The organism is Paenarthrobacter nitroguajacolicus (genome assembly GCF_029952445.1).
Classification (GTDB): domain Bacteria; phylum Actinomycetota; class Actinomycetes; order Actinomycetales; family Micrococcaceae; genus Arthrobacter; species Arthrobacter nitroguajacolicus_B.
Genome location: NZ_JAQPPK010000027.1, coordinates 1 through 23,217, shown reverse-complemented (window position 1 = coordinate 23,217; position 23,217 = coordinate 1). Strand labels below are relative to the sequence as shown.

Genomic DNA, 23,217 nt, shown 5'->3' with positions numbered 1-23,217 from the left:
TTGCATGCGAGGGGTCTCCCGGGCAGGTAGCTGACTAGCATGTCTGTCCGGTCTCGCTCGCTCTGGGACAGGTCATCGAGCATTCAGAAGACCTGGTGAATCTGCCAAAGTAGGAAGTGGTTCGGCGCCCCGGAGGGTCAGTCGGTGATGAGGCGCCTTGCGAACGTCAGCGAGTCACCGGGTTCGAACCCGACGGCGCGCCAAAAATCGGCCGCGGCTGCATTCGTACTGCGGACGTTGAGATGGATCTTGGGACAACCCAACGCGCCAAGTCGCTGCTCGACGTCGCGGACAAGGCCTCGGCCCAGCCCGAGGCCTTGCTGTTCAGGGTGGACAGCAAAGTAGTGGATCCAGCCACGATGGCCGTCATAGCCCGACATGGCCGTCCCAACAACATGCCGCCCGTCATGGGCCACTACGAAAAGCTCGGGTTGCACTCGGAGCTTCCGCTCTATATCTTTTCGAGGATCGTTCCAGGGGCGGACAAGGCCACAAATACTCCAAAGCTCGACTACGGAGTCCTCGTCTCCAGTGATGAAGCTGCGAAAAGTAACTGCGGGCATTCTCTGTTCCTCGGGGTGGTGTTGGGGGACAGTTGGTGGAGCGGGCTCACGGGGGCGAGGTGCAAAAAGTATACCGACTGCAGGCGTGATGCCCGCCGGAGCCACACAGGAAACGGTCGCTTGGCTGTCAGCGACGATAGTCACCACGTCCCGGTCGTGATCAAGAGCTCATGCCGCTAATCTTTGGCACCCGAGGGCTGGACCGTGTGTTCAGACCATCTCCAGACTTGATGCCCTCGGTTGAAGGTTCCCCGGAACACTCCGAAGGACACCATCTCGGTGCTCCTGGCAGCCATTGGCCATAGCTGGTACGTGGCGGTGTAGCGGGCGGCGTCGCCGGAGGACTGGACGGTGAGGTTGCACGTGGTCAGGAGGGCCGGACGGTTCCACGGGGACAGGCAATGGATGATGTCCTGCGCGTCCACTGGTTCCGTTCTTCGCTTTGCTTCCACGAGGTCCACGCGGACGGACTGCAGCAGGGATGTCAGCGCGGCAGGGTCATTCGTGCTGACGGCAAGGGCGAATGCGGCGAGTCTGTTCTCGACGTAGTGGCGCAGGACAGAAAGCTCGGACCGGTATTCCATATCCTCAATGAAGACCTGGCCGTCCGGGTCTGGTGCCAGCCAGGAGGCCGCATCCTGCCTTCTTAAGGCAAGGCGGGCTGGGGTAGCGTGCATGTTGTCCTTAGTGCTGGATGCTCAGGACCAGAGTCAGCGAGATGATCCCTGCAGCCACGGTCGAGGCGCCGAGGGCGGCGGGAAGGCGACCGTCGGCCGCCCGGGGCGGTTGCTCGCCGGGTGTGGTAAGGGTGTGGTGCTGTCGGAGATATCGGCGCCGGACGACGAACAGTAAGAGCGTCGCCTCGAGAAACCCAACGGCACCAAGCAGCAGTGACCATGGCCCGAAGATGGGAGGGAGGATCTTCATCGCGGCGAGGGAGCCTGCGAGAAACGTCAGGCAGGTGCGTTGCCAGGCCAGGCCTGTGCGCTCTGGTTGGAGGCCTTGATCGAAGAGGACGGTCATTTCAGCAGGATTCCGATCAGAATGAGGGTAGCGACCGAGACCAGCAGAATTGTCAGGGGGAGTGAGAGGGGTGCTGGGGGAAGGGGTGAACTCCTGCGGAGGGCGCGTTCGGTTCTCGCCCATCCGCCCCAGGCCTGGAGCGCGGACATGATTCCGGTGAGGATGAGCAGGATGGACGTGGCGAGTCGGTACCCGGGATGGATGCCGAGGCCGAGTGCTTCGAGGGCGACGCCGCCGGCGATGAATGCCAGTGCGGTGCGGATCCATGCCAGGAAGGTCCGTTCGTTGGCGAGGCTGAAGCGGGGATCCGGTTCGTCACCCTGCCCAAAAACCGTTGGGGGGAAGCGTTTGAGCTCAGCCAACGGTTTCGCCTTCTCCGGTTTTATTCACGCGGAACATCGCGTTGGAGTGCTCGGTCCATTTATCGATGCGGACCCTCACCGCCGTGCGGGGGTTGCGGACTGCGTAGGGCGCACCGAAGTAGTGGGTGGTCATGGCGTCGATGATTTCGAGGTCCTTGTCGTCGAAGAATTCGATAGCGGTTCCCAGAATGGTGACGGCCTCTGTCCAGTCATCGTTCCTAAGCACTGTCAGGGACATACGCGGGTCCTTGTGCAGGTGTTGCAGCCGGCCGCCGCGGGAATTACCGGAAGCGATGCTAAGGAGGATGTGTTCGGCGTCTTCAGCGAGATAGACGATCTGAACGCTGACAGGGCGCCCGTCGGAGGCGACGGTGGACATTACTGCAGGGTTGGGTTGTGAGATGAAGTCATAGAGGTGCTGGGGGAGGGCGGGCATGAGGGAGTGCCTTTCGAGGGGAGCCATGGGTACGCCAGACTTCCGGGCGCGTTTGGCTGGTACGCGTGCCGGGGCTGGCCTTGCAGGTGGGGCGGCTACTGCTGGGGGTTGCCCCAGGCAGAACGAAGCTGGTCGAGGTACACCCGGAGCTCTGCGACCATTGACATGCTGTCCGGTTCGGCTACCCATTGCTGCTGGAGCCCGTCAAGTACGGCGATGGTGTTGCGGACGATAGCGTCAACGGGGACGTCCGGGAGGATTTCGCCTGTTCTCTTGCCGTCTTCGATGGCTTGGGTGAGCCATTGCCGGGTGCTGCGGTAGTGATCGAGCATCCACTGGTTTGCCGGGTGGTTGGCTTCGGTGGCTTCTGCCGAGATCCGGACGAACAGGCCGATCCATTCGGGCCGGGTGGAGTTGCGGGCGACCAGGGCAAGGAGCGAGTCGAATGCGGCCCACCCCAGAGGTGCTGCGCCTTCGCCGAAGAGGAATTCGCTGTCTTCTTTTTCCCGCTGTTCGAGCACGGCGGTGAGCAAGGCGGTTTTGTTGGGGAAGTGGTGGAGAAGGCCTGACTGGGATAGTCCGGTCCGGAGAGCTACCTCGGCGATTGAGGACTTGTTGTATCCGCTGGTGGAGAACAGCTCTATTGCTGCCTGTATGGCCTTGGCGCGGGCGATGTCACCGGCCTTTTCTGTACGGTTTCGTTCGCGTTCGATGCGGTAGCCGGGTGGGTAAGACATGCCTTTAGGACTCCTGTCCGTTCTCGAGCGGAACCGTGATTCGGGGATCGCCGAGGCCGCGTGCAATGACCAGTGAACCGCCGGAGAGCGGCAGCCACCTGTGTTCTTTCACGTTCCAAATCCGCTGGGTTCGCAGATCACATTGAACTTGAACGGTACCGCTCTGTCCGGCGTCGAGGGAAACCTGCGCCCATCCGATGAGGCGTGCGGGCTGGCCGTCGTCGGTGGGCAAGTGGTAGACCTGCACAGTCTCGTTGCCGGAGCGTTGGCCAGTGTTGGTCAGGGCGACAGTTACCGCCTTGACTCCTGCCCTGTCGCGCTCGGTGATCTGGGCGGAGGTGTAGTCCCAGATGGTGTAGCCGAGGCCGTGGCCGAACCAGAACAACGGTTCGGCTCCTGACTGGTGCCAGCCCCGATAGCCGACGCGCGGCCCTTCCGCATACTCAAGACGCCCCGCATCGGGTGCCGTCGCCCAGGCCGGCCCTTCTCCGTCGCGGGCCGGGAAGGTCGTGACGAGGCGCCCCGCCGGTTCGATCTCACCCGTCAGTGCTGCAGCGACGGCGTCTCCGGCTTCCTGGCCCGGGAGCCCGGCGAAAAGCACGGCGTCGACATTGTTGAGCCAGGGCATCAGCACCGGTGTGGCAGCGTTAACGACAACGACGGTGCGGGGTGCGACGGCGGCGACGGCCGCGACCAGGGCGTCCTGCTCACCGGGGAGGGCCAGCGTCTTTTTGTCCTGCCCCTCAGTTTCCTGTTCCTGGGTGTTGCCGACGACGACGATGGCGGTGTCAGCAGCTGCTGCCGCTTCGACAGCCTCGCGGATTGCGGCTGCGGCCGGACGGGCGGCGGCCGTGACTACGAGCCCGATGACCCTCATCTCGAAGTGCGGCCCCGTGGTGGCGGTAATCCGTGCCCCGGATTCCAGGGGAACCACTGAGACGTGGCTCTTGGGCCGGTGAAGGCCGCCGCCCGGGCCATCGTGAGGAGTGACGGTAAATGACTCGTGGTGGCCGGGTGCAGTGACGGTCCACTCTCCGGGGCCGATGACGCCGACGCGCATCCGGGCCGGCGAGGGCAACTTTACATCCACCGACAGCTCGATCCGGACCGCATCCGCCAGCCAGCCATCCTCGGCCACTTCGAGTTCAGCCACGTCAAAGTGCCGGGACTCCATGACGTTGCCGTGCACGTCGAGGGCCCGGACCCGCATGCCCGGGGTCCCTGTTTCGGGATCCCTCACGATTGAAGCCGGCGCTGCCACCATCCTTGTCCGGGTTTCCACTCCGTCCAAGTTCGTCACCCCGGGGCCCAGCGCGGATGCGAGGCCGTCTCCGATGCTGACAATGTGGGGCGGGCGGACCCGGGCAGAGCCTCCGCCCTGGGCGACAGTGTCGATGGCGTGGCGTCCGATGACCGCCACCGTCCCGGTCCCTTTGGCGAGCGGGAGCGTGGCGTTGTCGTTCTTGAGTACGGTCATGCCCTGGGCCGCGATCCTGCGCAGCTGTTCACGGCGCACGTTACTGTCCGGACCCGGGACGTCAGTGGGCCAAGTGCGGTGTTCCCCGAAAGCTCCCACGCGGGCAGCAAGGGTCAGTAACCGGCGGACATGCCCATCAACGGTCTCTTCCGAAACCTCTCCGGAACGCACGGCTTTCTCGAGGGACGTGCTCCAGACCGTTTCGGGCCCGGGCATCACCAGGTCGAGCCCGGCGTTCGCGCTCTCTGCTGTCCGCTTTGTCGCGAACCAGTCGGACATGACCAGCCCGTCGAAGCCCCACTCCTTCTTCAGGATGTCATTGAGGAGCTCCGCATGCTCTGTGGCGGTGACGCCATTGATGCTGTTGTAAGAGGCCATGACCGTCCACGGATGGGCGTCCTGGTCCACGATTTCGAACGGCAGCAGGTACAGCTCCCGCAAAGTCTGTTCGCCAACAACACAATCAACGGTAGTGCGCTGTGTTTCGGATTCGTTGGCGAGGAAATGCTTCGGGGACGCGCCGATTCCCCGGCTCTGAAGTGAGCGGATATAGGCTGCTGCGAGAACTCCAGTCAGGTAAGGGTCCTCGCTGAAGCATTCGAAGAGGCGTCCTCCCAGTGGAGTGCGGTGGAGATTGATTGTTGGGCCCAGAACGATATGGGTCTGCTGGTCCGCGGCTTCTGCTGCCAGAAGCGCGCCGACTTCCTCGAGCACGGCGGTGCTCCAGGTTTGCGCAAGGAGCGTGGCGTTGGGCAGCAGGCAGCTCTCGCGGCCACCGACCACTCCTTCCCCGCGCACACCGGTCGGGCCATCTGACATGACAATCTCGTTCAGGCCGATGGATGCCTCACCCCAGAGGCTGAACATTTTCGCGCCGGACAACAGCCGGATCTTTCCTGAGAGGTCCAGGGACTGCACCGCTTCATCGACAAGCTCTGAACGCACGTCGGACACGTGCGGAAGGTCAGTGGCGGGGACGCTCATCGGGAGACTCCTTCGTCAGGAAATTTGGCGGCCATCAGGGACTGACAGCAGTGCGATGAATCACAACCTTAGCATACCGACCGAGTGCACGGTCGGTTTAGTGACGCTTACGAGGACCTATGTAACGATTAGATAAACCGACCGCCTACTCGGTCGGTATACTGTAGTGTGTTGCCTATCACACCGGGCTATATGCGGCCCGGATCCCTCTTTCACAGAAAGCAATGAGACCCATGGTTGTGTCTGATTCTGCTGCAGGACCTGAAGCGCCCAAGTCGTTGTCCTACGCTCCCGTTCCCGTCGAAAAGGCCAAGGCCAGTGTCATCGCAACGATGGTGCTCGCCCGCCTGGGTCTGATGATTGCCCTCTTTATGCCCATCGTGGCCGGCATGACGCTCAAGGTGCAGTCATTGGTTCCGGCGAAGGATGTGGCCCCTACGCTCGGCGCCGTCATCTCCATGGGCGCACTCGCCGCCCTCCTCTTCGACCCGATCTTTGGCCGACTCAGTGACCGCACGGTTGGACGTTTCGGCCGCCGTCGTCCGTGGCTGATTGCTGGAGCTGTGGGGCTCCTGGCATGCCTGGCTGTCATTGCCATGGCTCCGAATGCCCTAGTGCTGGGTATCGGCTGGTTCTTCGCGCAGGCCCTTGGCAACGCGGCGGTCGCTGCGCATACGGCCACCCTGGCGGACCAGGTACCCCAGTGGCAGCGGGGCAAGGTCAGCGGCATGATCGGCATCGCTTCCCAGGCCGCCTCCCTCGGCGCAGCCTACTCGGCAAGCCTTTTCGGGCAGAATATGCTCCTGCTTTTCTTGGTCCCCGGCATCCTCGCTCTCTTGCTGGTTCTTGTCTTCGCCTTCGTGCTGCCGGACCAGCCGATGGGACGCCGTCCGGTCTCCGAGGGAGGCCTGAAGACCGCCCTTAAGACCTTCTGGGTCAACCCCCGCAAAAACCCTGACTTTGCTTTCGCATGGGTGTCCCGTTTCCTTGTAGTCCTGGCGATGTTCATGTTCGTCACCTTCCGGCTTCTGTACCTGCAGCAGGATTTGGGTCTGTCCAAGCAGGATGCTGCAGGCGCGCTGGCAACCGGCGTTCTCATTTACACGCTTGCCCTGGTTACGGCGGGCCAAATTGCTGGGTGGATTTCCGATCGGCTCGGGCGACGAAAAGTTTTCATTTGGACGTCTGCCATAATTTTCGGCATTGGCACCTGGATGCTGACTGTTGCCGACTCCACCAGCGGGTTCTACTGGGCAGAACTCGTTATCGGCATTGGCTTCGGCATCTACATCGCCGTTGACCTCGCCCTCGTTATCGACGTCCTTCCGAACCCGGAAGACACCGCGAAGGACCTTGGCGTATTCAACATCGCCATGACCGGTCCGCAGACGCTGGCCCCGGCAGTCTCTGCAGCGCTGGTCACGATGGGCGGAGGCCGTTACGACCTATTGCTCGCCGTAGCGGCCGGCATCGCCCTGCTGGGGGCACTAACGATTCTCCCCGTCAAAAAGGTACGGTAACACGGGCATCCCGATCCGGGCCGGTTACTGGCACCTGCGGCCAAGCAAGGGAACTGGTTTCGGTAACTAAAGAATGGCAGCGCTCGGCTGGGAAATCCAGCCGAGCGCATTGTCAGCTCGCCCTTGGCTTCGGGCTCGGCATCATCACCCTTACCCAAGCCGAGGTCTTCCACATCAGGGAACAGGACGCCGGAACTGCCTCCGCCCTGCTGAACACGATACAACCGATCGGTGTCACCCTTGGACTGGCTGGTCTGGCTGGCATCTCCGCAACCATCAGCGGCAACTTTGAACACGTCAACTTGGCAGAGGGTCCGAAAGCTGATGGCAGGCTAGAGCGGAGCACTCGTCGCCGCCAGGCTACTGGTGGCTGCTGGAATTCTAGCCGCCGCAACGCTGCCCTCCCGACGCACTAGGGAGACCATGAGCCCGCTGCCGCTCGGATGCATTAGCCGACTGAATTTCCACAGGGGAGGACCAGCATGCCGGCCCTCGCGGACGCACCACAGTTAGCTGCGAGGAAGAGAACGTAGTTAGTTCACTCTGCGGATCAGTCTGTAATGAGACGTCTGGCGAACGTCAGCGAGTCGCTGGGTTCGAATCCAACGGCGCGCCAAAAATGAGCGGCATCCGCATTAGTTCTTCGGACATTGAGATGGATCTTGGGACAACCCAATGCACCGAGCCGCTGCTCGACATCCTGGACAAGTCCGCGGCCCAGCACGCAGCCCTGCTCTTCGGGTGGACAGCGAAATAGTGGATCCAGCCCCGATGGCCGTCATGGCCTGACATGGCCGTCCCAACCACACGCTGGCCGTCATGTGCCACTACGAAAAGCTCGGGCTGCACCAGGAGCTTTCGCTCTATATCTTTTCTAGGATCGTTCCAGTGGCGCACAAGTCCACAAATGCTCCACAGCTCCAACACGGAATCCATGTCTTCGGTGATGAAGCTCCGAAAAATTACTGCAGTCGTTACGGGTCCTCGGACTGGTCTGGCGGACAGAAGGTGGAGCGCCGCTCCAGGGGGCGCGAAAGCGCAACCAAGAATACCGGCCTGGGTGCCGCTTTATCCCCCATAGAAGCCTGATTCACTGTTACCGGCGATTCCCTATATCGACCGGGAATTCAAACTCAGCAAGAACGGCTATGCACATACACGCCGGGCGGCTGGAGAATTTCACTCCGTCCCTACGGTCTCGCTTCGTGGTCTCGGCCCTCGGGACAGTTCTTCCCCGGCGCTGCCGATGGCGATGCCTTTGGCGCCGGCTACCGACGCGTCCGGGATGCCCTCGACACCCCCATTGCCGGCGGAGAAGCCGAATTCACCCTGTACGGATTCCAGGATCTCATCAACGCCGGCGCCATCGACTTCGCCCAACACGATATCTGCCTCGCCGGCGGCTTCACCGCGCTCAAACACATCAACGTCCTCGCACAGGCCGGCGGAGTCCAGGTGAACCCCCACGTCTGGGGAACAGCCATCGGCCAATACGCATCCCTGCACGCCATCGCGAACACGCCGACCACCCATCACGCGCTGTTCGCACCACAGCCCCTGTTGAATACGACACCTCATCGCACCCGTTCCGGACGGCATTGGTCGATGCCCCACTTGAACACACCGATGGTTGGCTCGACGTACCCGAGACCCCGGGCCTGGGGTTCCAAATAGACACGGATTCTTTACCGAAACAACAGTTCCTGTCGGTTCGTCGCTGCACTAACAGCCCTAATACGCCGAACGCTGCTTCGTCAGCGTTCGGCGCATTTGTGTTACCGCGACTATTTCAGCCTCCAGCTACTGACAGCGAGCATCGCGGCGTCGCAAGTCGGGACCTTACGGGCGTTGCGCGCCACGTCCAGGATTCTTCCAGGCGCGTCAGTCGCTGCCGATCTTCTACTCCTGATTCTGAAGCGGGTTAGGTCCTGCCAGGCATCCGGATGCCTGCGCCTTCAAGTACCCAAGCAGCAGCTTATTTGATTACCTCCAACACACCGTGGACGTCGTGAACTTGCAGCAGCCTCACTCGGCTCAAGAACGCCAGGGGCTTGATCGTAGCGAATAGCTACAATCAAGCCCTAGTGTCCAGCGGATAACTGCCGAAGGTATGCCTGGTGGCTTGGGGCTACTCCAGCCACCGGTGAACAGACAAGGCACCTTCAGATGCTAAGCATCACCGTCATCTGTCAGCTGTCACAGCACTCGCTTCAGGGGAGCGCGAGATTCCGGACCCGCCCATGCTTTCGTCATGGTCAGCGCTCATGTGCCTTGTTTCAGGCAGGAGCTTGATGCCGATACCCGCCAGAATCGCTGTGCCCATGAGGAAGAATGCAATGATGAGGTGATTGCCGGTCGCGGACAGGAGGCTCCCGACGAGGAACGGAGCCGATCCACCGAAGATTGCTGTCGCGACGTTGAATGACAAGGTGAATCCGGTGTATCGGATAGACCGCGGGAACAACACTGTTAGGGCTGCGGCGTATTGTGAGGCCATTGGTGCAATCGCCACACCAAGAATCAACGTGGCAGCGAAAACTGCCACCACATTTCCCGACGTAAGCAGCAAGACCGCAGGGATGGCCAGAACGAAATGGGCGATCACGGATGCTGTGATGAGCTTGGTCCGTCCGATCCTGTCTCCGAGCCGACCAAACAATGGGATCGTCAGGAGCAGCGCGAGCATCACCACAATGCTGAGCGTCAACGATAGATTGGCCGAGAGACCGAGTTCAGTCTGTGCGTATGAGGGCAGGAACGTCAGGATCAGGTAGTACGCCCCGTTTGCATAGGCCACAATCAATAAGGTGACGAGCAAGGGAAGGGGCGCGCGGCGGAACGTATCGAGGAGCGGCGAACGGGTGAGCTCAGCTGCCGCCTTCATCTTCTCAAACACCGGGGTATCTTCCAGGTGCCTGCGGAGTAGTAAAGCCAAGACTCCCAGAGGCAAAGAAACGATGAAAGGGATGCGCCAGCCCCAGGCTTGCCAGGCATCCTCCGAGAGAGCCGACATGAGGCCTACCACCACGCCGGCGCCGCCCAAATATCCGACGAGAACCCCTGATTCGAGAATGCTGGCGAAAAAGCCCCGACGTCCTGCTGGCGAGACCTCGGCCATGAACGTGTTCGCGCCGCCGTACTCGCCACCCGCAGAGAACCCCTGAATTAGGCGGGCCAAGGTGAGAAGTGCTGGTGCCAAGAAGCCTATTTGGGCATATGTGGGCAACAACCCGATCGCCACAGTCGCTGCGGACATCAGTCCCACCGTAAGCATGAGCATGTCACGACGACCGCGACGGTCTCCCAAAACGCCGATGACAACACCGCCCACGGGGCGCACAAGGAAAGAAAGCGCAAAAACGGCAAACGAAGAGATAGCTGCGGTGGACGGGTCCGTGGTGGCAAAAAAGTGGGTTCCAATGGTGACAGCTGCAAAGCTGTAGACCCCGTAGTCGAACCATTCGATGATATTGCCCAGCGCGGCGGCCGTGACCCCGCGACGGAGCGAACGGGCCTGTTCATTAGTGGACATCTGACTTCCTAACGTCGATCTCCGAGGAGATCTAAGTGTCTTATACATCCGGACTTCGTCGTCTGGAATACCTGTATTGCCTGGCAGAGTTGCGGCTCTTTCAGCCGTAGCACCGGTTGCTTCGCTTCGTCCCCTGCCGAAGGAAATGCAGATAACAGGTAGCAAGCAACTTGTGTTGTTTATATGAAACGGCTCACACTGTCGCCTGTCAAGAGAATCTTCAAAACGACGTTGCCGGGTCTGCGATTGATACCAAAGCCTGGGCGATCTTGTCCTAAGTTGAACCACCCAATCCGTGAGTCGTCGAGCCTGACCTTTGCAGAGGGCCGACCTTGACAAGGAAAATTTTTTGGGTTTCCATGAAACATATGTTTCATCGATAGGCACCTTTGGTCGAACTAGTGGGAGTACTTACGCAGGCTGTTGGACGGGCAACGTCGCATGTCAGCAGCTGCACGGTTCGATCAACGATTGCTGGTGAAACCGGAAGCGCTCATGGGTGCTTCTGCCGTTAACGAAACGTTCGTAGGGCCTGGTTGGCCGAGTTAAGGAGTTCTCATGTGGTTTGCAAGCGCTGAATACATGACCCGCGTTGACAAAGCGCGGAAGTACATGGCGGATCGGGAGTTGGACTACCTTATGGTGTTCGAGCCCGAGATGGTGACGTATCTGACGGGTTTCTACACCCAGGGCTACAGCACGTCGTTCCAGTTTGCGCTTCTCGCGTCTTCCGGCACACCGCTCACGGTGCTCCGGAAGGCCGAGGAGCACCATTTCCTCACGACAGGCGCTTGGCCGGACAACTACCTGCTCTGGTATGACGGCGAAACGGCTGCGGAGGTTGTGCGGCGGGCACTGTCGGAGGCGTCGGTAGCCGGCCGCGTAGGCTTCGACGGTGGTTCATGGCGAGCCCCGTTCTCACTCATTCATTCGGTGCTTGGCACTAACGGGATCGAGTTCGTTGATCTCGGTGAGGAACTGGAGTCGATGAGGTTCATTAAGTCTCCCGCTGAACTGGGGTACCTCAGGGAAGCCGGCCAGGTAGTCGGTCTGATGCACGCCGCAGGCATTGAGGCGGCACGGGCAGGGGGGACGGAGCGTGATATCGCAATCGCTACGTCAACCGCGGCTGTTCGCGGAGGCAGTGACTTTAGTGATCCCGGTCCGATTGCCTCCGGAGACCGGGCCCATCACATTCACAACTGGTACAGCGATCGCGTCCTATCGGACCGGGACTTGGTCTTCCTTGAAATGACGGCACACAAGAAGAATTATCACGCCCGTTCAATGAGGACCATCGTGATCGGAGAGCCGGAAAAGAAGATGATAGACACATTCCGCCGGTTTGCGGAAGTTCAGGATGAGGCCTTGGCCACCGTTAAGGCCGGCGTCCACTGTTCCGTGCCGGACCGGATCATCCGCGAAGGTGTGCTGGGGACCAAGTGGGTTGAGCGGTATCCCAACAAGACCTTCTATGGCATTGGCATGATCCTGTGGCCTAATTCGTACGAAAAGCTTGAAGTGACCCACAATGCCGATTTCTGTTTCGAAGCAGGCATGACCTTCCATGCCTATATCTCTGCCAACGGGCTCAACATTTCGGAGACCATTGCGGTCACCGAAGATGGCTGCGAGGTCCTGACCCACTTCGATCGTGAACTCTTCATCAAATGACGTTGTTACGTAACCCGCGGAAATTATTCGAAGCCTATGATTCCGAAGCGCTGCGGGGCATGGGACGCGCCAAATGGACACTCGGGTCCAACCTTTTCGGCGCAGCCGTAGCGGAGATGGACTTCGCCCCGGCGGGAGAAATTGTCTCCGCGCTTCGGTCTGCGATCGAGAAGGGCGACTTTGGCTACCCGCACCAGGCTGTGATCGAAACGGCAGCTGAGGCAATGAGGCAATGGTTGGTGGACCAGTACGACTGGGACGTTGAGCGACAGGATGTGGTCACAATCGGGGGCCTCGTCCACGCCCTTGAGGCATACTTTCTCTTCTTTGCAGGAGAGAAAAAAGACGTTGTCGTTCCGACTCCTTCCTATCCACCCTTCCTCCATGTCCCGACCGAGCTGGGTTGGAACGTGATTGAGAGTCCCATGCAGTGTGTGGATGGTCGATGGTGTCTTGACTTGGATGATATCGAGCGGGCATTCGCCAAAGGCGCCGGCACGCTGATTCTGTGCAACCCGCACAACCCCACGGGCACTGTCTTTACAAGAGCCGAGCTGACAAGCCTATCGGAGATCGTGGAGGCCCATGGCGGGCGGGTTTTCAGCGATGAGATTCATGGCCCACTGACGTACAACACATCAGCCGCAGGAGAAGATCAGCGGCACGTTCCCTATGCGTCCGTGACCGACGCTGCCACTGGCCACGCAATGACTGGTGTGTCGGCGACCAAGGGATGGAATATGGGTGGAATCAATGCTGCCCACGTTGTCGTCGCCGAACGTGACCGCGCGACCGCCCAAAGACTCAACGCCATGCTCTCCCACAGTGCCAGCACGCCCGGCCTGTGGGCCACTGCAGCGGCATACAACGACGGGCGAGGATGGTTAGAGAACCTGTTGGACTATCTCAATGAAAACCGGCGGCGGCTCGCTGAGCTGATTTGTGATTCGCTGCCGGGGGTCGGCTACCGCATTCCCGACGCGAGTTACCTTGCTTGGATCGACTTCCGCCAAACAGAGTGGGCGGATTGTCCCTCGGCGCACATCAGCCAGAGAGCCAGGGTGGCGCTCGTGGAAGGGGCTGATTTTGGATCTCCCGGGCCCGGTTTCGCACGCCTCAACTTCGCAACCCCTTACCCGGTCCTGGAAGAAATCCTCGCCGCGATCTCCGAGGCATTCCAAAGCACCAGATCGACCAGGCCAAGAAATGAACTCATCTGAGATACAGGAGGATTACATGGGTGTCCCGACGCCAACACCGGAAGCTATTCACCGGATGTCAACCCCAGCCGCGCCCCCCGCGGCCGGTCCTTACTCGCAGAGCACCTACTACGCAGGAATTCTGTACGTCAGCGGTCAATTGCCTATTGATCCATTGACCGGGGAGGTGGTCGAACCGGGTGATGCCGGGGCTCAAACGCATCAGGTCATAGCAAATCTGTCAGCAATCCTCGATAGAGCGGGTGCCAGTCTGCGGAACGTCCTCAAGGCAACGGTCTTCCTGCGGCGCATTGAAGACTTCGCCGCTGTGAACGACGTCTATAGCTCATACTTTGGGACAATCTTGCCAGCACGTTCCTGTGTGGCTGTCAGTTCACTCCCGAATTCCCGCGCCCTCGTAGAGATCGAAGTCATCGCAGCAGTGGGGGGACCTGAAAACAGATTAATCGGGAAACGTCTCTTTGAGGCGACACCTTGTTAGAATTTGTTGTTTTGGGCGGTTCTGAGGAAGAGGGCCAAACCTAGGAAGCCGGGTCGGGAATCAGCCGGCATGGAGGAAGACCGACACGGGCTTGTGACGCAAGCCAGAGCGGATCTGAGATGAAAGGTTCACTTTGAACACGCGTTCTATCGCCGTTGACGGCGTCAGCGAGTCCTTCTCAATTGGCCCCCGCCTTAAGGCGGTTCGCATCGCTCAAGGCTTGACCATGCAGCAAGTTGCTGATGCATCCGGTTTATCAAAGGGGTATCTATCCCGACTTGAACGTGACGCTGTTTCGCCGACAGTCTCGACCTTGATGGTTCTTTGTCACACCCTCAGGATTGAGGCCTCTGAGATACTCTCCGAAGAGGTCACGGAGATAGTTTCCAAGGGCCAGATCGTAGTGGGGACATCGTCGAAACAAGGGATCAACCATAGTCTCTTGACCCCTAGTACTACGAAGGGCGTCACTGTCACTCATACGGAGCTGGAGCCAGGCGCCTCAACGGGTGACGATCTGTACCCCATGTTCTGCGATACCCAGACCGCCTACGTCCTGAGTGGAAAAGTCGAAATTCTCTTTTCGAACAGAAAAGTGAAACTGGTAGCTGGCCAAGCCATCACATTTGCTGGCCGGGAACCGCACTCATATCGCAATCCTGATGAGCATCATGGGGCGGACGTCATCTGGATCCTAGTACCTGCAGTCGGTCGTTAGGGCCCACTCCAAGGTCACGAAGCAGTCTCGGCCGCAACACTAATACCGCATGTCAGGTTTACAAGGTCTCAAATACGAGGGACATATCCCATGCCATGCTCCACATTGCCAGAATCCAAAAGAATTTGACGGCCCCAACGAGGCCGCCTGTGTAACACCAGAGAGGTGCCGCATGAACGAAGCAAGAATGTACGTTGAATCCGGAATAATCCGGACTTTAGGCAGATGTTTGAAAACTTGCCGAATCAGTACATCGTCATCGACCCGCAACGGCTAATAGTTGCCGCGACCGACAGTTTTCTCGCTGCCACGGGAAAGCAACGCAACGACATCTTAGGCCGCGACATCCTTGTCACTTTCCCCGACAACCCTAACGACCCCACCGCCAACGGGACTACGGTCCTCCGGCAATCCATTGAGCGCGTTCTCGCGACCCGGGAAACCGATATCCTTCCGATCCAGCGGTACGACATGGAACTCCCCGACGGATCCTACGAAGAGCGCTATTGGCAACCCCTGAATGCACCGGTTTCTGACTCGAATGGCGACATCAGGTATGTCCTTCACGGAGCAGAGGACGTAACGGCTCAGGTCCTCGCAAATCAGGACTGAATTGTGAAAAGGAGCGGCGCCCAGGCTTTCCTTCACCGTAACCTGGGGTGTACCTGCCCCTCGTTACATTACGGCTCGACAGAACAACACCCCAATCTGACGTGAGGTGGTAGCGAATCAGCCTGACAAGAGAAGAGAGAAGCGCCGGGGCGACGCCTCACACCTGAACCTGGCCGTCGCTTACCGCAGCGCTATGCGAATGGGTCATCAGAAACAGCAAAGTAGGGGCAGCATCGCAAGCGACGATCGAGCACCTTGACGCTGAGCCTTGGCCGTGTCTCACCCAGCCTGCCCCCGACAAGGGCTTGCCGTTTACTGACGAGGCACTGGCCAACAAGGCGATGCTGTACCGGTACTTCGGCAGCAAGGAGCAGTTGTTTGACGAGGTCTTCTCCTAGCGCGTGGTCGCGGTGGTCGAGGAGACTGAATTTGATGCTTTGGACCTGCCGATTTACGCGGCCCGGGCTTTCGACCTTTACCAGAGACAGGAGCACACCCTGCGGACTCCTTTCCCGGCCCTCGACGATCAGCTCCTTGGTCTGGGCCGGGGTGGTCGGCGGTGGTTGAACCCGATCATTGACTGCCGGTCTTTTTGACGGCGGTGGTCATGAGTTCGGCCTCAGCCAACGCAGGCTCACCCGGAAAGCCGAAGGTTCGGACGGTGGTGCGGGCGAGGTCATGATGCTTCCCTGCTTGCTTCCTGCTCGCGGACTGCTGCTTAGGGGGAGAGGGCAGCGGTTTCCGGTGCCCGCGATGCCGAGGCGGAGGCTTCCACGTTCACGAACGGTGCCGTCAGGCCGACTCGCGGATGACCGCAGTGAAGAGCTCAGCGGTATCCCAAGAGGCAGGTGGTTCTTTGCCTGCCAGCGTGGCAGTCACAGTGTCGACGATTCGCCGCGCCTCGCTGATGTGGTCGATCCGAATGGTTGTGAGCGGTGGGGTCGCCAAAGCGGCTGTTGGAATGTCGTCGGCGCCGATAATGGCCAGCTCCCCGGGAATGTCCACGCGAGAGAGCCGTGCTCCGGCGATCAGTGCCTGTGCCACTTCGTCGTTATAGGCGCAGACGGCAGTGACCGGCTGGGGGAGGGACTGCCAGTGTTTGATGGCGTTGGAAGCCGATTGCGCGTCGAGTGGGACGGTACAGACGTCGGGTGGAAGGAGCCCGGCTTCGGAGCACACCGTCTTCACCCCTTGGAGCCGCGGTCCCGCGAAGTCCTGAAGCGCTGGCGGCTCTGGGTAGGCGTACCCGATCCGTTGATGGCCTGCAGCGATCACGTGCTCGGCCTGCATGCGGCCGATCCTGCCGTCGGGGCGGATGAGGTTTCCGGCCGTTTCGTTTTCCGCGGAAAAGAGGACCACCACGGACTGGACCCCAGCTGAGCGCATGGCCCTTTCGGTATCCCGCGGGACAGGGTGGTAGGTCAGGACGGCAGCGGGCGAGATTTCTTGCCATACCTTGTCCGGGGTCTTCATTCCGGCGCCTTCGATGTGGGTCACCAGGCTGAGCCCCCGTTCGCTAAAGGAGGCAGTCAGCTCGGCGAGCAGGGTCCCCGCCGCCGATCCAAAAGGCCAAGCGCGAAGGATGCACAGCACGACATCCGATCGGCCACGCCTGAGCGTGCGCGCAGCGGAGGAGGGCGTATAGCCCAGCCGCTCGGCCGCCTGGAGCACTCTTTTGCGGGTGCTGTCCGGGATGGTCTGGTGGGGAGTCCGGTTGAGCACATAGCTGACCGTTGAACGTGCCACACCGGCTTCCCGGGCAACATCTTGGCTGGTCACACGTTTTTGGGTGTTGGCCGACACAGTTTCACTGACCTCCCTCATCGCGGAACTCTTGACAACTGACGTGATAAGCCTAACACTGAATGGTGTCACTGACAGGATTCAGTGACAGGATTCACCAGTTTGTTCAGGATTTTCTTTCGGTTAATCCTGGCGCGACGGGATGAGGACTCATGAGGTCCTCGGTCCTGTGCGGCGCTTCGAGGGAGCCTGGCGATGCCGCCGGCGCCCCTCCACTGATGTTGCAGACGTTCACCCTTGGCCGGCTGTGGCGCTCTCGCGTGGAAGCGATGTGTGCCCTGACAGCCGCCTTCGTCCTTGAGAGCAGGTCCCTTCGTGTCCAGCGAAGCGCTTTACCCCTACCAGGATCCGACTTTGAGCCCGATGCAGAGGGCCGAGGATCTCATCCTCCGTTTACCCCTGGAAGACCGGGTGGGGCTGATGTTCCAGCCGCTTGCCGCGGTTGGGGACTTCGACGCCCCCGGTCCGATCGGATATCCGTCGACCCGGACGCTGTTTGAACGGAAGATCAATCATTTCAACACCCTGCAGGCTCCGAAGGCCCGTGAATTGGCGCAGTGGGCGAACGCGGTGCAGGAAGAGGTGAGGAAGCAACCCTTCGGGATCCCGGTGACGATATCCAGTGACCCGCGCCATGCGTTCGGGAACAACCCTGGCACCGGCCTCGGGGCGGGGCCGTTCTCTCAGTGGCCTGAGCCCCTTGGTTTCGGCGCCCTGGACGATCCGGAACTGACGGAGCATTTCGCTGACATCGTCCGTCAGGAATACCGCGCGGTTGGCATCTCGCTTGCCCTGCACCCCCAACTTGACTTGGCAACTGATCCGCGCTGGGCCCGCGCCGGGGGCACCTACGGGCAGAGCGTGGAAATAACCTCCCGGCTCGCGGTGGCGTACGTCCGCGGCCTGCAGGGCAAGGACGGACTCGGCCCGGCATCGGTCGCTGCCATGGGCAAGCATTTCCCCGGCGGCGGCCCCCAACTCGATGGGGAGGATCCCCATTTCGCCTATGGCAAGGAGCAGGTCTACCCGGGCGGGCTGTGGGAGATGCACTTGCAGCCGTTCAGGGACGTCCTGGCGGCCGGCATCTCCCAGATAATGCCGTACTACGGCGTCCCGATGGGCACCACGTATGAGGAGGTCGGGTTCAGCTTCAACAAGGAAATCATCACCGAATTGCTGCGCAAGGATCTTGGGTTCGAGGGCGTCGTGTGCAGCGATTGGGGCATCATCGGGGCCACCCCGTGGGGCGTGGAGCACCTGAGCTTCGAAGAACGGATGGTCAAAGCCCTCGAGGCGGGCCTTGACCAGTTCGGGGGCGAGGCCATCCCCGAGATCCTGATCAAGCTGGTCCGTACCGGCCTGGTAAGTGAAGCCCGCATCGACGAGTCGGCACGGCGCTTGCTGCGGGAAAAGTTCACGCTGGGCCTATTCGACGCCCCGCTGGTCGATGTGGAACGCGCCGAACGTGTCGTCGGAGCCACTGACGCCCGCAAAGCCGGGCTCGAAGCACAGGCGGCTGCTCACACACTGCTCGTGAACAGCCCCAAGCGCGCCCGCCTCCCGTTGGACCACGGCATCAACGTGTACGTCGAAGGGATGGACCCCCTCGCCTTGGCGGGAAGGGCCAACGTTGTGGCGACCGCCCATGAGGCCGACGTCGCGATCGTCCGTATCGCGGCTCCCTTTGAACAGCGCGGAAACCCCGGAGACCTCGAATCGTTCTTCCACGCCGGGTCCCTGAACTTCCCGGACGAGGACATCGAGCACCTGAAAGACATCGCCAGCGTCCTACCCACCGTCGTGGGCGTCTACCTGGACCGTGGTGCGATCCTCACGCCGCTGCTCCCACACGCCGCTTCCTTGATCGCCGAGTTCGGGGCAAGCGACGAGGCCTTCGCCCGCGTCATCTTCGGCGAGGCCGAGCCGCTGGGAAAGCTGCCGATCGAACTGCCCTCCTCCATGGCCGCCGTCGAGGCGAGCAGACCCGATGTGCCATCGGACAGCGAAAGCCCGGCCTTCGAATTCGGCTTCGGCCTGCGATACCAGGACTGGCAGCCCCGTCCGCACCCCACCGATGAAGAGAAGGCATCCACGACGCTCTCCCGTCGTAAGGGCGGCCGCTACCGACTCCACCGGACCAGCATCGGGCTGCTGCTCAAAGACCCCGAAGCCGAGGGAATTCTCACCGAAGAACTCCCCGAACTGCTCATCCATCCCATGCTCAATGTATCCCTGGGCATGGATGTGACCTCCGTCGTGGCCATGGTCGCCGCCGACCTCGCCGATACCAAACGCGAGCACCTGCTCGCACGCCTGTCCTCCCTGTAGGACCAGAGACTTACCCCCAAAAACCTCCGTGCTCCACGCAACCTACGCCTTCTCGGAGCACCCTGCCGGGCCTGAAACACCCGGCACTCATCAGAAAGGAATCGGATCATGTCCGATGCTCCCAACACCTCCGCCACAGCGATTATCAATCGCGTAGGAGTAGGCTTCATAACCCTCTACGTCCTGGCCTACATGGGCGTGTGGCTTGCGCTCCTGGCACCGATCCTGGTGACGCTCCCGCTGAAAATCAACGGCCTCGTCGGCGCGGCCGCGGCACCCGGAGCACTCGGACTGGTCACCGGCATCGGCGCCTTGCTCGCACTGTTCGGGAACCCCTTCTTCGGACGGCTCAGCGACCGGACCACCGCCAGGCTCGGCATGCGCCGACCCTGGATGATCGTCGGCCTCGTCGGCGCAATCGCAGGCCTGACCATCGTCGCGATGGCACCCGCGCTCTGGACCGTAGTGATTGGCTGGGCCATCACCCAGCTCTCTTTCAACGCTCTCCTGGCCGCCGTCGTCGCCATCATGGCAGACCAGATTCCGGAAAGGCAGCGAGGGATCGTTTCCGGAGTGCTGGGCATCTGCGCACCGATCGCGCTCTTGGTCGGCGCATACGTCGTTCAGCTCGTAGCCCCACTGGGACAGCTCGCCATGTTCCTGTTCCCCATGGCCATCACAGCCGTATTCGTGGTCGTCTTCATGCTCGTCCTCAGGGACCGCAGGCTCTCGGGCGACGACAAGCATGCATGGTCATTCAAGGAGTTCGCCTCCACCTTCTACACCAACCCACGCAAGGCCCCGGACTTCGCCTGGGCCTGGATCAGCCGCTTCCTGTTCGTCATGGGACAGTCCTTCCTGCTCACCTACCAAGCCTTCTACCTGCTGAACAAGATCGGCATCTCCGAAGGGGAGCTCCCGGACAGCATTTTCATCGCCACTGTCGTCTCATCGATCTGCTGGATCCTGTTCAGCCTCGTCGGCGGCAAACTCTCCGATTCAACCGGCCGACGGAAGATCTTCGTCCTTTCATCGGCGCTCGTCTACGGCATCGGCTTGATCGTCGTCGCGCTCTCCTCTGAAATGAATGCGTTCCTCATCGCGATGGCGATCACCGGTGCCGGCATCGGTATCTACTTCGCAGTTGACCTCGCGCTCGTCACCGACGTACTGCCCAACCGCGAAAATGCTGCCAAAGACCTCGGCGTATTCAACATCGCCAGCGCGCTCCCGCAATCCATCGCCCCGGCAATCGCGCCAGCGATCCTCGTCATCGGCGGCGGGAACTACTCAGTACTGTTCCTCGTCGCCGGCGCGTGCACCATCATCGGCGCACTCGCGGTACTCAAAGTGAAGGGCGTGCGCTAACGACCAGCCCGACAACCGAAAGACCCGACGTGCCCACACCGATACCGGTGCGGGCACGTCGGGTCTTCGGCCTTTGTCTAGTGTTCCGCTTCTACTCCCGGGGTCATGGTCGTCTTTGTCTCGGATTCGCTGATTGTCCGGGCTGGCAGGGTGACCAGAGCCAACACTCCTCCTGCCAGCAGCAGACCGGCGGCAACTCCAAGCGCCGTTCCATACCCGGTAACCAGCTGCCCGGCCTCTGCGAGGTCGGAATTTCGGGCGTTGCCGGACACGGTCGCGGCTACGCCTGCCAGAATGGCCAGGCCGAGTGCGACGCCGATCTGCTGGGCTGAGTTGAGAAGGGCCGAAGCAACGCCAGCCTTGTCGCTGTCGACGTGATAGACCGCTGCCTGAGTCAGCGTGATTACAACGAGGCCGAAACCGACTGCGATCACGAACATCGCCGGTGCCAGTTGCAGCCAGTAATTCGTGTCGACCTGAATGAAGGAGAACCAGAAGGCTGCCGTGGCGCTGAGCAGTGCACCAACCGCAGCGACGAAACGCGGCGCAACCCGGTTCAGAAGCTTCGGGGCAGTACCTGCCCCCAGCACCAAGCCGGCAGCGAAGGGCAGCCAGCTCACCCCGGCTTGCAGGGGGCTGTAGTGCTGGACCTGCTGCAGGTAGAGGGTGACCACGTAGAAGGTACCCATCGGGCCGATCGCCAGCAGGAGCATGGATGCGTAGCCCCCAGCACGGCTGCGGTCCCGGAACAGGCTCAGGGGGACCAGCGGGGTGTGGCTGCGGTTCTGGGTGAAGACGAACGCTGCGAGCAGCACGATCGCCGCGCCGATAAGTCCCAGCCCGGTCGCATCGGTGAAGCCGTCCTCACCAAAACGGGTGATGGCATAGACCAGGGCGACCATGCCGCCGGTTCCCAGTACTGCTCCCGGGACATCGAGGCTGCCGGAATGCCTGTCTGCTCCGACCAGGGTCCGGCTGCCCAGCAGTACGAGGATTCCGATCGGGACGTTAATGAAGAACACCCACCGCCACCCAAAAGTGCCAGTCAGGACACCGCCCAAGAGCAGCCCGACAACGATCCCCAGGCCAGCCATCGCACCGTACAGTGACAAGGCGGCATCCCGGGACTTTCGGTCCGAAAAGGTCGTCGTGATCAGCGCCAGCGCGTTCGGGGCCACCAAAGCCGCCCCGAGTCCCTGGATGGCCCGGGCTGCGATAAGCGTCTCGCTGTTGATACCGAGTCCTCCGGCCAATGAGGCCAGTACAAAAATAACCAAGCCGGCCCTCAAGGCACGCCGGCGCCCATGGAGATCCCCAACCCGGCCGCCCAGCAGCAGCAAGGCACCGAACGCGAGGATGTACACGTTCACGATCCACGGCAGTTCCACCGGCCCCACACCCAGCTCTTGCTGAATGCTGGGCAGCGCAATGTTGACGATCGAGTCGTCCAGGACCAACATCAACTGCGCGGTCGCGATCACCAACAGCGGCACCAACCCGCGCCGCTGTGCTGTTCTTGACGTCATAACATCTCCTCAAAAAAGGTTGCAGACCGGGCAGGTCCGGCAACACGAAGCTCAGTCATACCCCTCAGGGGTAGCGTCGCAGGCTCAGACATGCCTGGCAGACGCAGGGAAGCACGAAGTTCCACGGGGTCACTGGACCAGGGCGTAACCGGCAGAACTCACGGCCTCACGAATGGCGGACGCGGCGACCTCACCGTCAACCACCAGACGGGCACGGCCGCCCGGAACGAGCTCAACAGAAGCAGCCGCCACTCCATCAAGGGCCGAAACAGCCTTCTCAACAGTCCGGACGCAATGCCCGCACGTAAGGCCTTTGAGCGTGTACCCTACGGCACCCGCGCCGGCACGCGAAGACGACGGCTCGGAGGAGCAACAGCTGCACCCCGCAGCCGACGAAGCCAGGGGTAGTACGGGGCGGATTTCAGATTGAGACATGCCAGTTTTCCATTCTTGACGAAACATCAATGGGTGCTGGGGTTGACGGCTGTGAGGGCCGCGGGTTCAGCATCGCGGCCGGGGACATACCATGTCACTGATAGCACTCCAAGAATACCCCCTGGGGGTATTAGGAGGCAACGTGGCACTGATCTCACCGACCCCTCAGAGCCTTCATCCACGTCAGCAAACGACCGAAACCAGTAGCTCAAATCTCAACGCTTCTCGGTCAAAAAGCTATCGCGCTCGTTACCGACCCAGCGCACACTCCAAAGCCGACAATTGTTGACTCGGGACTGCCCCGGCTTTTGTTGACTCGGGGTCTTAGGCCGCTGTGAGCGCGGTCCGGTTGATTGTTTCATATTCGATGGGCGTGAGCTTCCCCAGCCGTCGTTGCCGACGCCTGCGGTGGTAGGTC

At 61.0% G+C, this 23,217-nt stretch carries 21 protein-coding genes and 1 pseudogene; 10 read left to right on the top strand and 12 right to left on the bottom strand.

The window, feature by feature from the left end; genetic code table 11:
• Positions 1-137: 137 nt before the first annotated feature.
• From PJL15_RS17845 to PJL15_RS17815, 7 genes are all read right to left on the bottom strand, one after another.
• Entirely contained in the window at positions 138-563 is a 426-nt protein-coding gene (locus PJL15_RS17845; RefSeq protein WP_281452476.1) for a GNAT family acetyltransferase, read from the bottom strand.
• Between the two features lie 176 nt (positions 564-739).
• Positions 740-1,240 carry a hypothetical protein gene (locus PJL15_RS17840; RefSeq protein WP_281452475.1) on the bottom strand — a complete coding sequence of 167 codons (501 nt, stop codon included), beginning with the start codon at positions 1,238-1,240 and terminating at the stop codon, positions 740-742.
• A gap of 7 nt (positions 1,241-1,247) precedes the next feature.
• Positions 1,248-1,586, bottom strand: a complete 339-nt coding sequence (locus tag PJL15_RS17835) for a DUF202 domain-containing protein (RefSeq protein WP_281452474.1) — start codon at positions 1,584-1,586, stop codon at positions 1,248-1,250.
• A complete protein-coding gene (locus PJL15_RS17830) occupies positions 1,583-1,948 on the bottom strand; it encodes a YidH family protein (protein WP_281452473.1) in 366 nt (121 codons plus the stop codon). The genes PJL15_RS17835 and PJL15_RS17830 overlap by 4 nt, the downstream gene beginning before the upstream one ends.
• Complete coding sequence (locus PJL15_RS17825) at positions 1,941-2,384, bottom strand: pyridoxamine 5'-phosphate oxidase family protein (RefSeq protein WP_281452472.1); 444 nt, start codon at positions 2,382-2,384, stop codon at positions 1,941-1,943. Before PJL15_RS17825 ends, PJL15_RS17830 begins: the two co-directional genes overlap by 8 nt.
• 95 nt (positions 2,385-2,479) lie before the next feature.
• Positions 2,480-3,121, bottom strand: coding sequence for a TetR/AcrR family transcriptional regulator (locus tag PJL15_RS17820; protein ID WP_281452471.1), 642 nt, complete (start codon positions 3,119-3,121; stop codon positions 2,480-2,482).
• Between the two features lie 4 nt (positions 3,122-3,125).
• Positions 3,126-5,582: a glycoside hydrolase family 3 C-terminal domain-containing protein gene (locus tag PJL15_RS17815; protein WP_281452470.1), complete on the bottom strand. Its 2,457-nt coding sequence runs from the start codon at positions 5,580-5,582 to the stop codon at positions 3,126-3,128.
• A 233-nt stretch (positions 5,583-5,815) separates the two neighbouring features.
• On the opposite strand from PJL15_RS17815, the gene PJL15_RS17810 reads away from it, so the two are divergent.
• The gene (locus PJL15_RS17810) at positions 5,816-7,102 is read left to right on the top strand and encodes an MFS transporter (RefSeq protein ID WP_281452469.1); all 1,287 of its coding nucleotides are present in this window, start codon (positions 5,816-5,818) and stop codon (positions 7,100-7,102) included.
• Positions 7,103-7,652: 550 nt separating this feature from the next.
• On the opposite strand, the pseudogene PJL15_RS22650 reads toward PJL15_RS17810, so the two are convergent.
• Positions 7,653-8,038, bottom strand: a pseudogene (locus PJL15_RS22650) (GNAT family acetyltransferase).
• A gap of 189 nt (positions 8,039-8,227) precedes the next feature.
• On the opposite strand from PJL15_RS22650, the gene PJL15_RS22750 reads away from it, so the two are divergent.
• Positions 8,228-8,776, top strand: a complete 549-nt coding sequence (locus tag PJL15_RS22750) for an enolase C-terminal domain-like protein (RefSeq protein WP_432443836.1) — start codon at positions 8,228-8,230, stop codon at positions 8,774-8,776.
• Positions 8,777-9,284: 508 nt separating this feature from the next.
• Here the strand turns inward: PJL15_RS22750 and PJL15_RS17795 are convergent.
• The gene (locus tag PJL15_RS17795) at positions 9,285-10,634 is read right to left on the bottom strand and encodes an MFS transporter (protein ID WP_281452466.1); all 1,350 of its coding nucleotides are present in this window, start codon (positions 10,632-10,634) and stop codon (positions 9,285-9,287) included.
• Positions 10,635-11,192: 558 nt separating this feature from the next.
• On the opposite strand from PJL15_RS17795, the gene PJL15_RS17790 reads away from it, so the two are divergent.
• The 6 genes from PJL15_RS17790 (at position 11,193) to PJL15_RS17765 (ending at position 15,737) form a co-directional block, all read left to right on the top strand.
• Positions 11,193-12,308 carry a M24 family metallopeptidase gene (locus tag PJL15_RS17790; protein ID WP_281452465.1) on the top strand — a complete coding sequence of 372 codons (1,116 nt, stop codon included), beginning with the start codon at positions 11,193-11,195 and terminating at the stop codon, positions 12,306-12,308.
• 116 nt (positions 12,309-12,424) lie between these two features.
• The gene (locus PJL15_RS17785) at positions 12,425-13,528 is read left to right on the top strand and encodes a MalY/PatB family protein (protein WP_281452464.1); all 1,104 of its coding nucleotides are present in this window, start codon (positions 12,425-12,427) and stop codon (positions 13,526-13,528) included.
• Entirely contained in the window at positions 13,515-14,009 is a 495-nt protein-coding gene (locus PJL15_RS17780; protein ID WP_348651496.1) for a RidA family protein, read from the top strand. The genes PJL15_RS17785 and PJL15_RS17780 overlap by 14 nt, the downstream gene beginning before the upstream one ends.
• Before the next feature lie 133 nt (positions 14,010-14,142).
• Positions 14,143-14,727, top strand: a complete 585-nt coding sequence (locus PJL15_RS17775) for a helix-turn-helix domain-containing protein (RefSeq protein ID WP_281452463.1) — start codon at positions 14,143-14,145, stop codon at positions 14,725-14,727.
• A gap of 225 nt (positions 14,728-14,952) precedes the next feature.
• A complete protein-coding gene (locus PJL15_RS17770; RefSeq protein WP_281452462.1) occupies positions 14,953-15,339 on the top strand; it encodes a PAS domain-containing protein in 387 nt (128 codons plus the stop codon).
• A 305-nt stretch (positions 15,340-15,644) separates the two neighbouring features.
• Entirely contained in the window at positions 15,645-15,737 is a 93-nt protein-coding gene (locus tag PJL15_RS17765; RefSeq protein ID WP_281452461.1) for a TetR family transcriptional regulator, read from the top strand.
• A gap of 394 nt (positions 15,738-16,131) precedes the next feature.
• Here PJL15_RS17765 and PJL15_RS17760 read toward each other — a convergent pair whose 3' ends face one another.
• Positions 16,132-17,163 carry a LacI family DNA-binding transcriptional regulator gene (locus tag PJL15_RS17760; protein ID WP_281452460.1) on the bottom strand — a complete coding sequence of 344 codons (1,032 nt, stop codon included), beginning with the start codon at positions 17,161-17,163 and terminating at the stop codon, positions 16,132-16,134.
• Between the two features lie 294 nt (positions 17,164-17,457).
• Between PJL15_RS17760 and PJL15_RS17755 the strand changes: the two genes are divergently transcribed.
• Entirely contained in the window at positions 17,458-19,470 is a 2,013-nt protein-coding gene (locus tag PJL15_RS17755; RefSeq protein ID WP_281452459.1) for a glycoside hydrolase family 3 protein, read from the top strand.
• A 108-nt stretch (positions 19,471-19,578) separates the two neighbouring features.
• Positions 19,579-20,838 carry an MFS transporter gene (locus PJL15_RS17750; RefSeq protein WP_281452458.1) on the top strand — a complete coding sequence of 420 codons (1,260 nt, stop codon included), beginning with the start codon at positions 19,579-19,581 and terminating at the stop codon, positions 20,836-20,838.
• Between the two features lie 77 nt (positions 20,839-20,915).
• Here the strand turns inward: PJL15_RS17750 and PJL15_RS17745 are convergent, their stop codons facing one another.
• Positions 20,916-22,364, bottom strand: coding sequence for an MFS transporter (locus PJL15_RS17745; RefSeq protein WP_281452457.1), 1,449 nt, complete (start codon positions 22,362-22,364; stop codon positions 20,916-20,918).
• 129 nt (positions 22,365-22,493) lie between these two features.
• Positions 22,494-22,799: a heavy-metal-associated domain-containing protein gene (locus PJL15_RS17740; protein ID WP_281452456.1), complete on the bottom strand. Its 306-nt coding sequence runs from the start codon at positions 22,797-22,799 to the stop codon at positions 22,494-22,496.
• Between the last annotated feature and the right edge of the window lie 418 nt (positions 22,800-23,217).

Coding starts and splice junctions, on each gene's coding strand:
- PJL15_RS17845 (WP_281452476.1), bottom strand. CDS start 563: ATGCCCGCAGTTACTTTTCGCAGCTTCATCACTGGAGACGAGGACTCC.
- PJL15_RS17840 (WP_281452475.1), bottom strand. CDS start 1,240: ATGCACGCTACCCCAGCCCGCCTTGCCTTAAGAAGGCAGGATGCGGCC.
- PJL15_RS17835 (WP_281452474.1), bottom strand. CDS start 1,586: ATGACCGTCCTCTTCGATCAAGGCCTCCAACCAGAGCGCACAGGCCTG.
- PJL15_RS17825 (WP_281452472.1), bottom strand. CDS start 2,384: ATGCCCGCCCTCCCCCAGCACCTCTATGACTTCATCTCACAACCCAAC.
- PJL15_RS17820 (WP_281452471.1), bottom strand. CDS start 3,121: ATGTCTTACCCACCCGGCTACCGCATCGAACGCGAACGAAACCGTACA.
- PJL15_RS17815 (WP_281452470.1), bottom strand. CDS start 5,582: ATGAGCGTCCCCGCCACTGACCTTCCGCACGTGTCCGACGTGCGTTCA.
- PJL15_RS17810 (WP_281452469.1), top strand. CDS start 5,816: ATGGTTGTGTCTGATTCTGCTGCAGGACCTGAAGCGCCCAAGTCGTTG.
- PJL15_RS17795 (WP_281452466.1), bottom strand. CDS start 10,634: ATGTCCACTAATGAACAGGCCCGTTCGCTCCGTCGCGGGGTCACGGCC.
- PJL15_RS17790 (WP_281452465.1), top strand. CDS start 11,193: ATGTGGTTTGCAAGCGCTGAATACATGACCCGCGTTGACAAAGCGCGG.
- PJL15_RS17785 (WP_281452464.1), top strand. CDS start 12,425: ATGGACTTCGCCCCGGCGGGAGAAATTGTCTCCGCGCTTCGGTCTGCG.
- PJL15_RS17780 (WP_348651496.1), top strand. CDS start 13,515: ATGAACTCATCTGAGATACAGGAGGATTACATGGGTGTCCCGACGCCA.
- PJL15_RS17770 (WP_281452462.1), top strand. CDS start 14,953: ATGTTTGAAAACTTGCCGAATCAGTACATCGTCATCGACCCGCAACGG.
- PJL15_RS17760 (WP_281452460.1), bottom strand. CDS start 17,163: ATGAGGGAGGTCAGTGAAACTGTGTCGGCCAACACCCAAAAACGTGTG.
- PJL15_RS17750 (WP_281452458.1), top strand. CDS start 19,579: ATGTCCGATGCTCCCAACACCTCCGCCACAGCGATTATCAATCGCGTA.
- PJL15_RS17745 (WP_281452457.1), bottom strand. CDS start 22,364: ATGACGTCAAGAACAGCACAGCGGCGCGGGTTGGTGCCGCTGTTGGTG.
- PJL15_RS17740 (WP_281452456.1), bottom strand. CDS start 22,799: ATGTCTCAATCTGAAATCCGCCCCGTACTACCCCTGGCTTCGTCGGCT.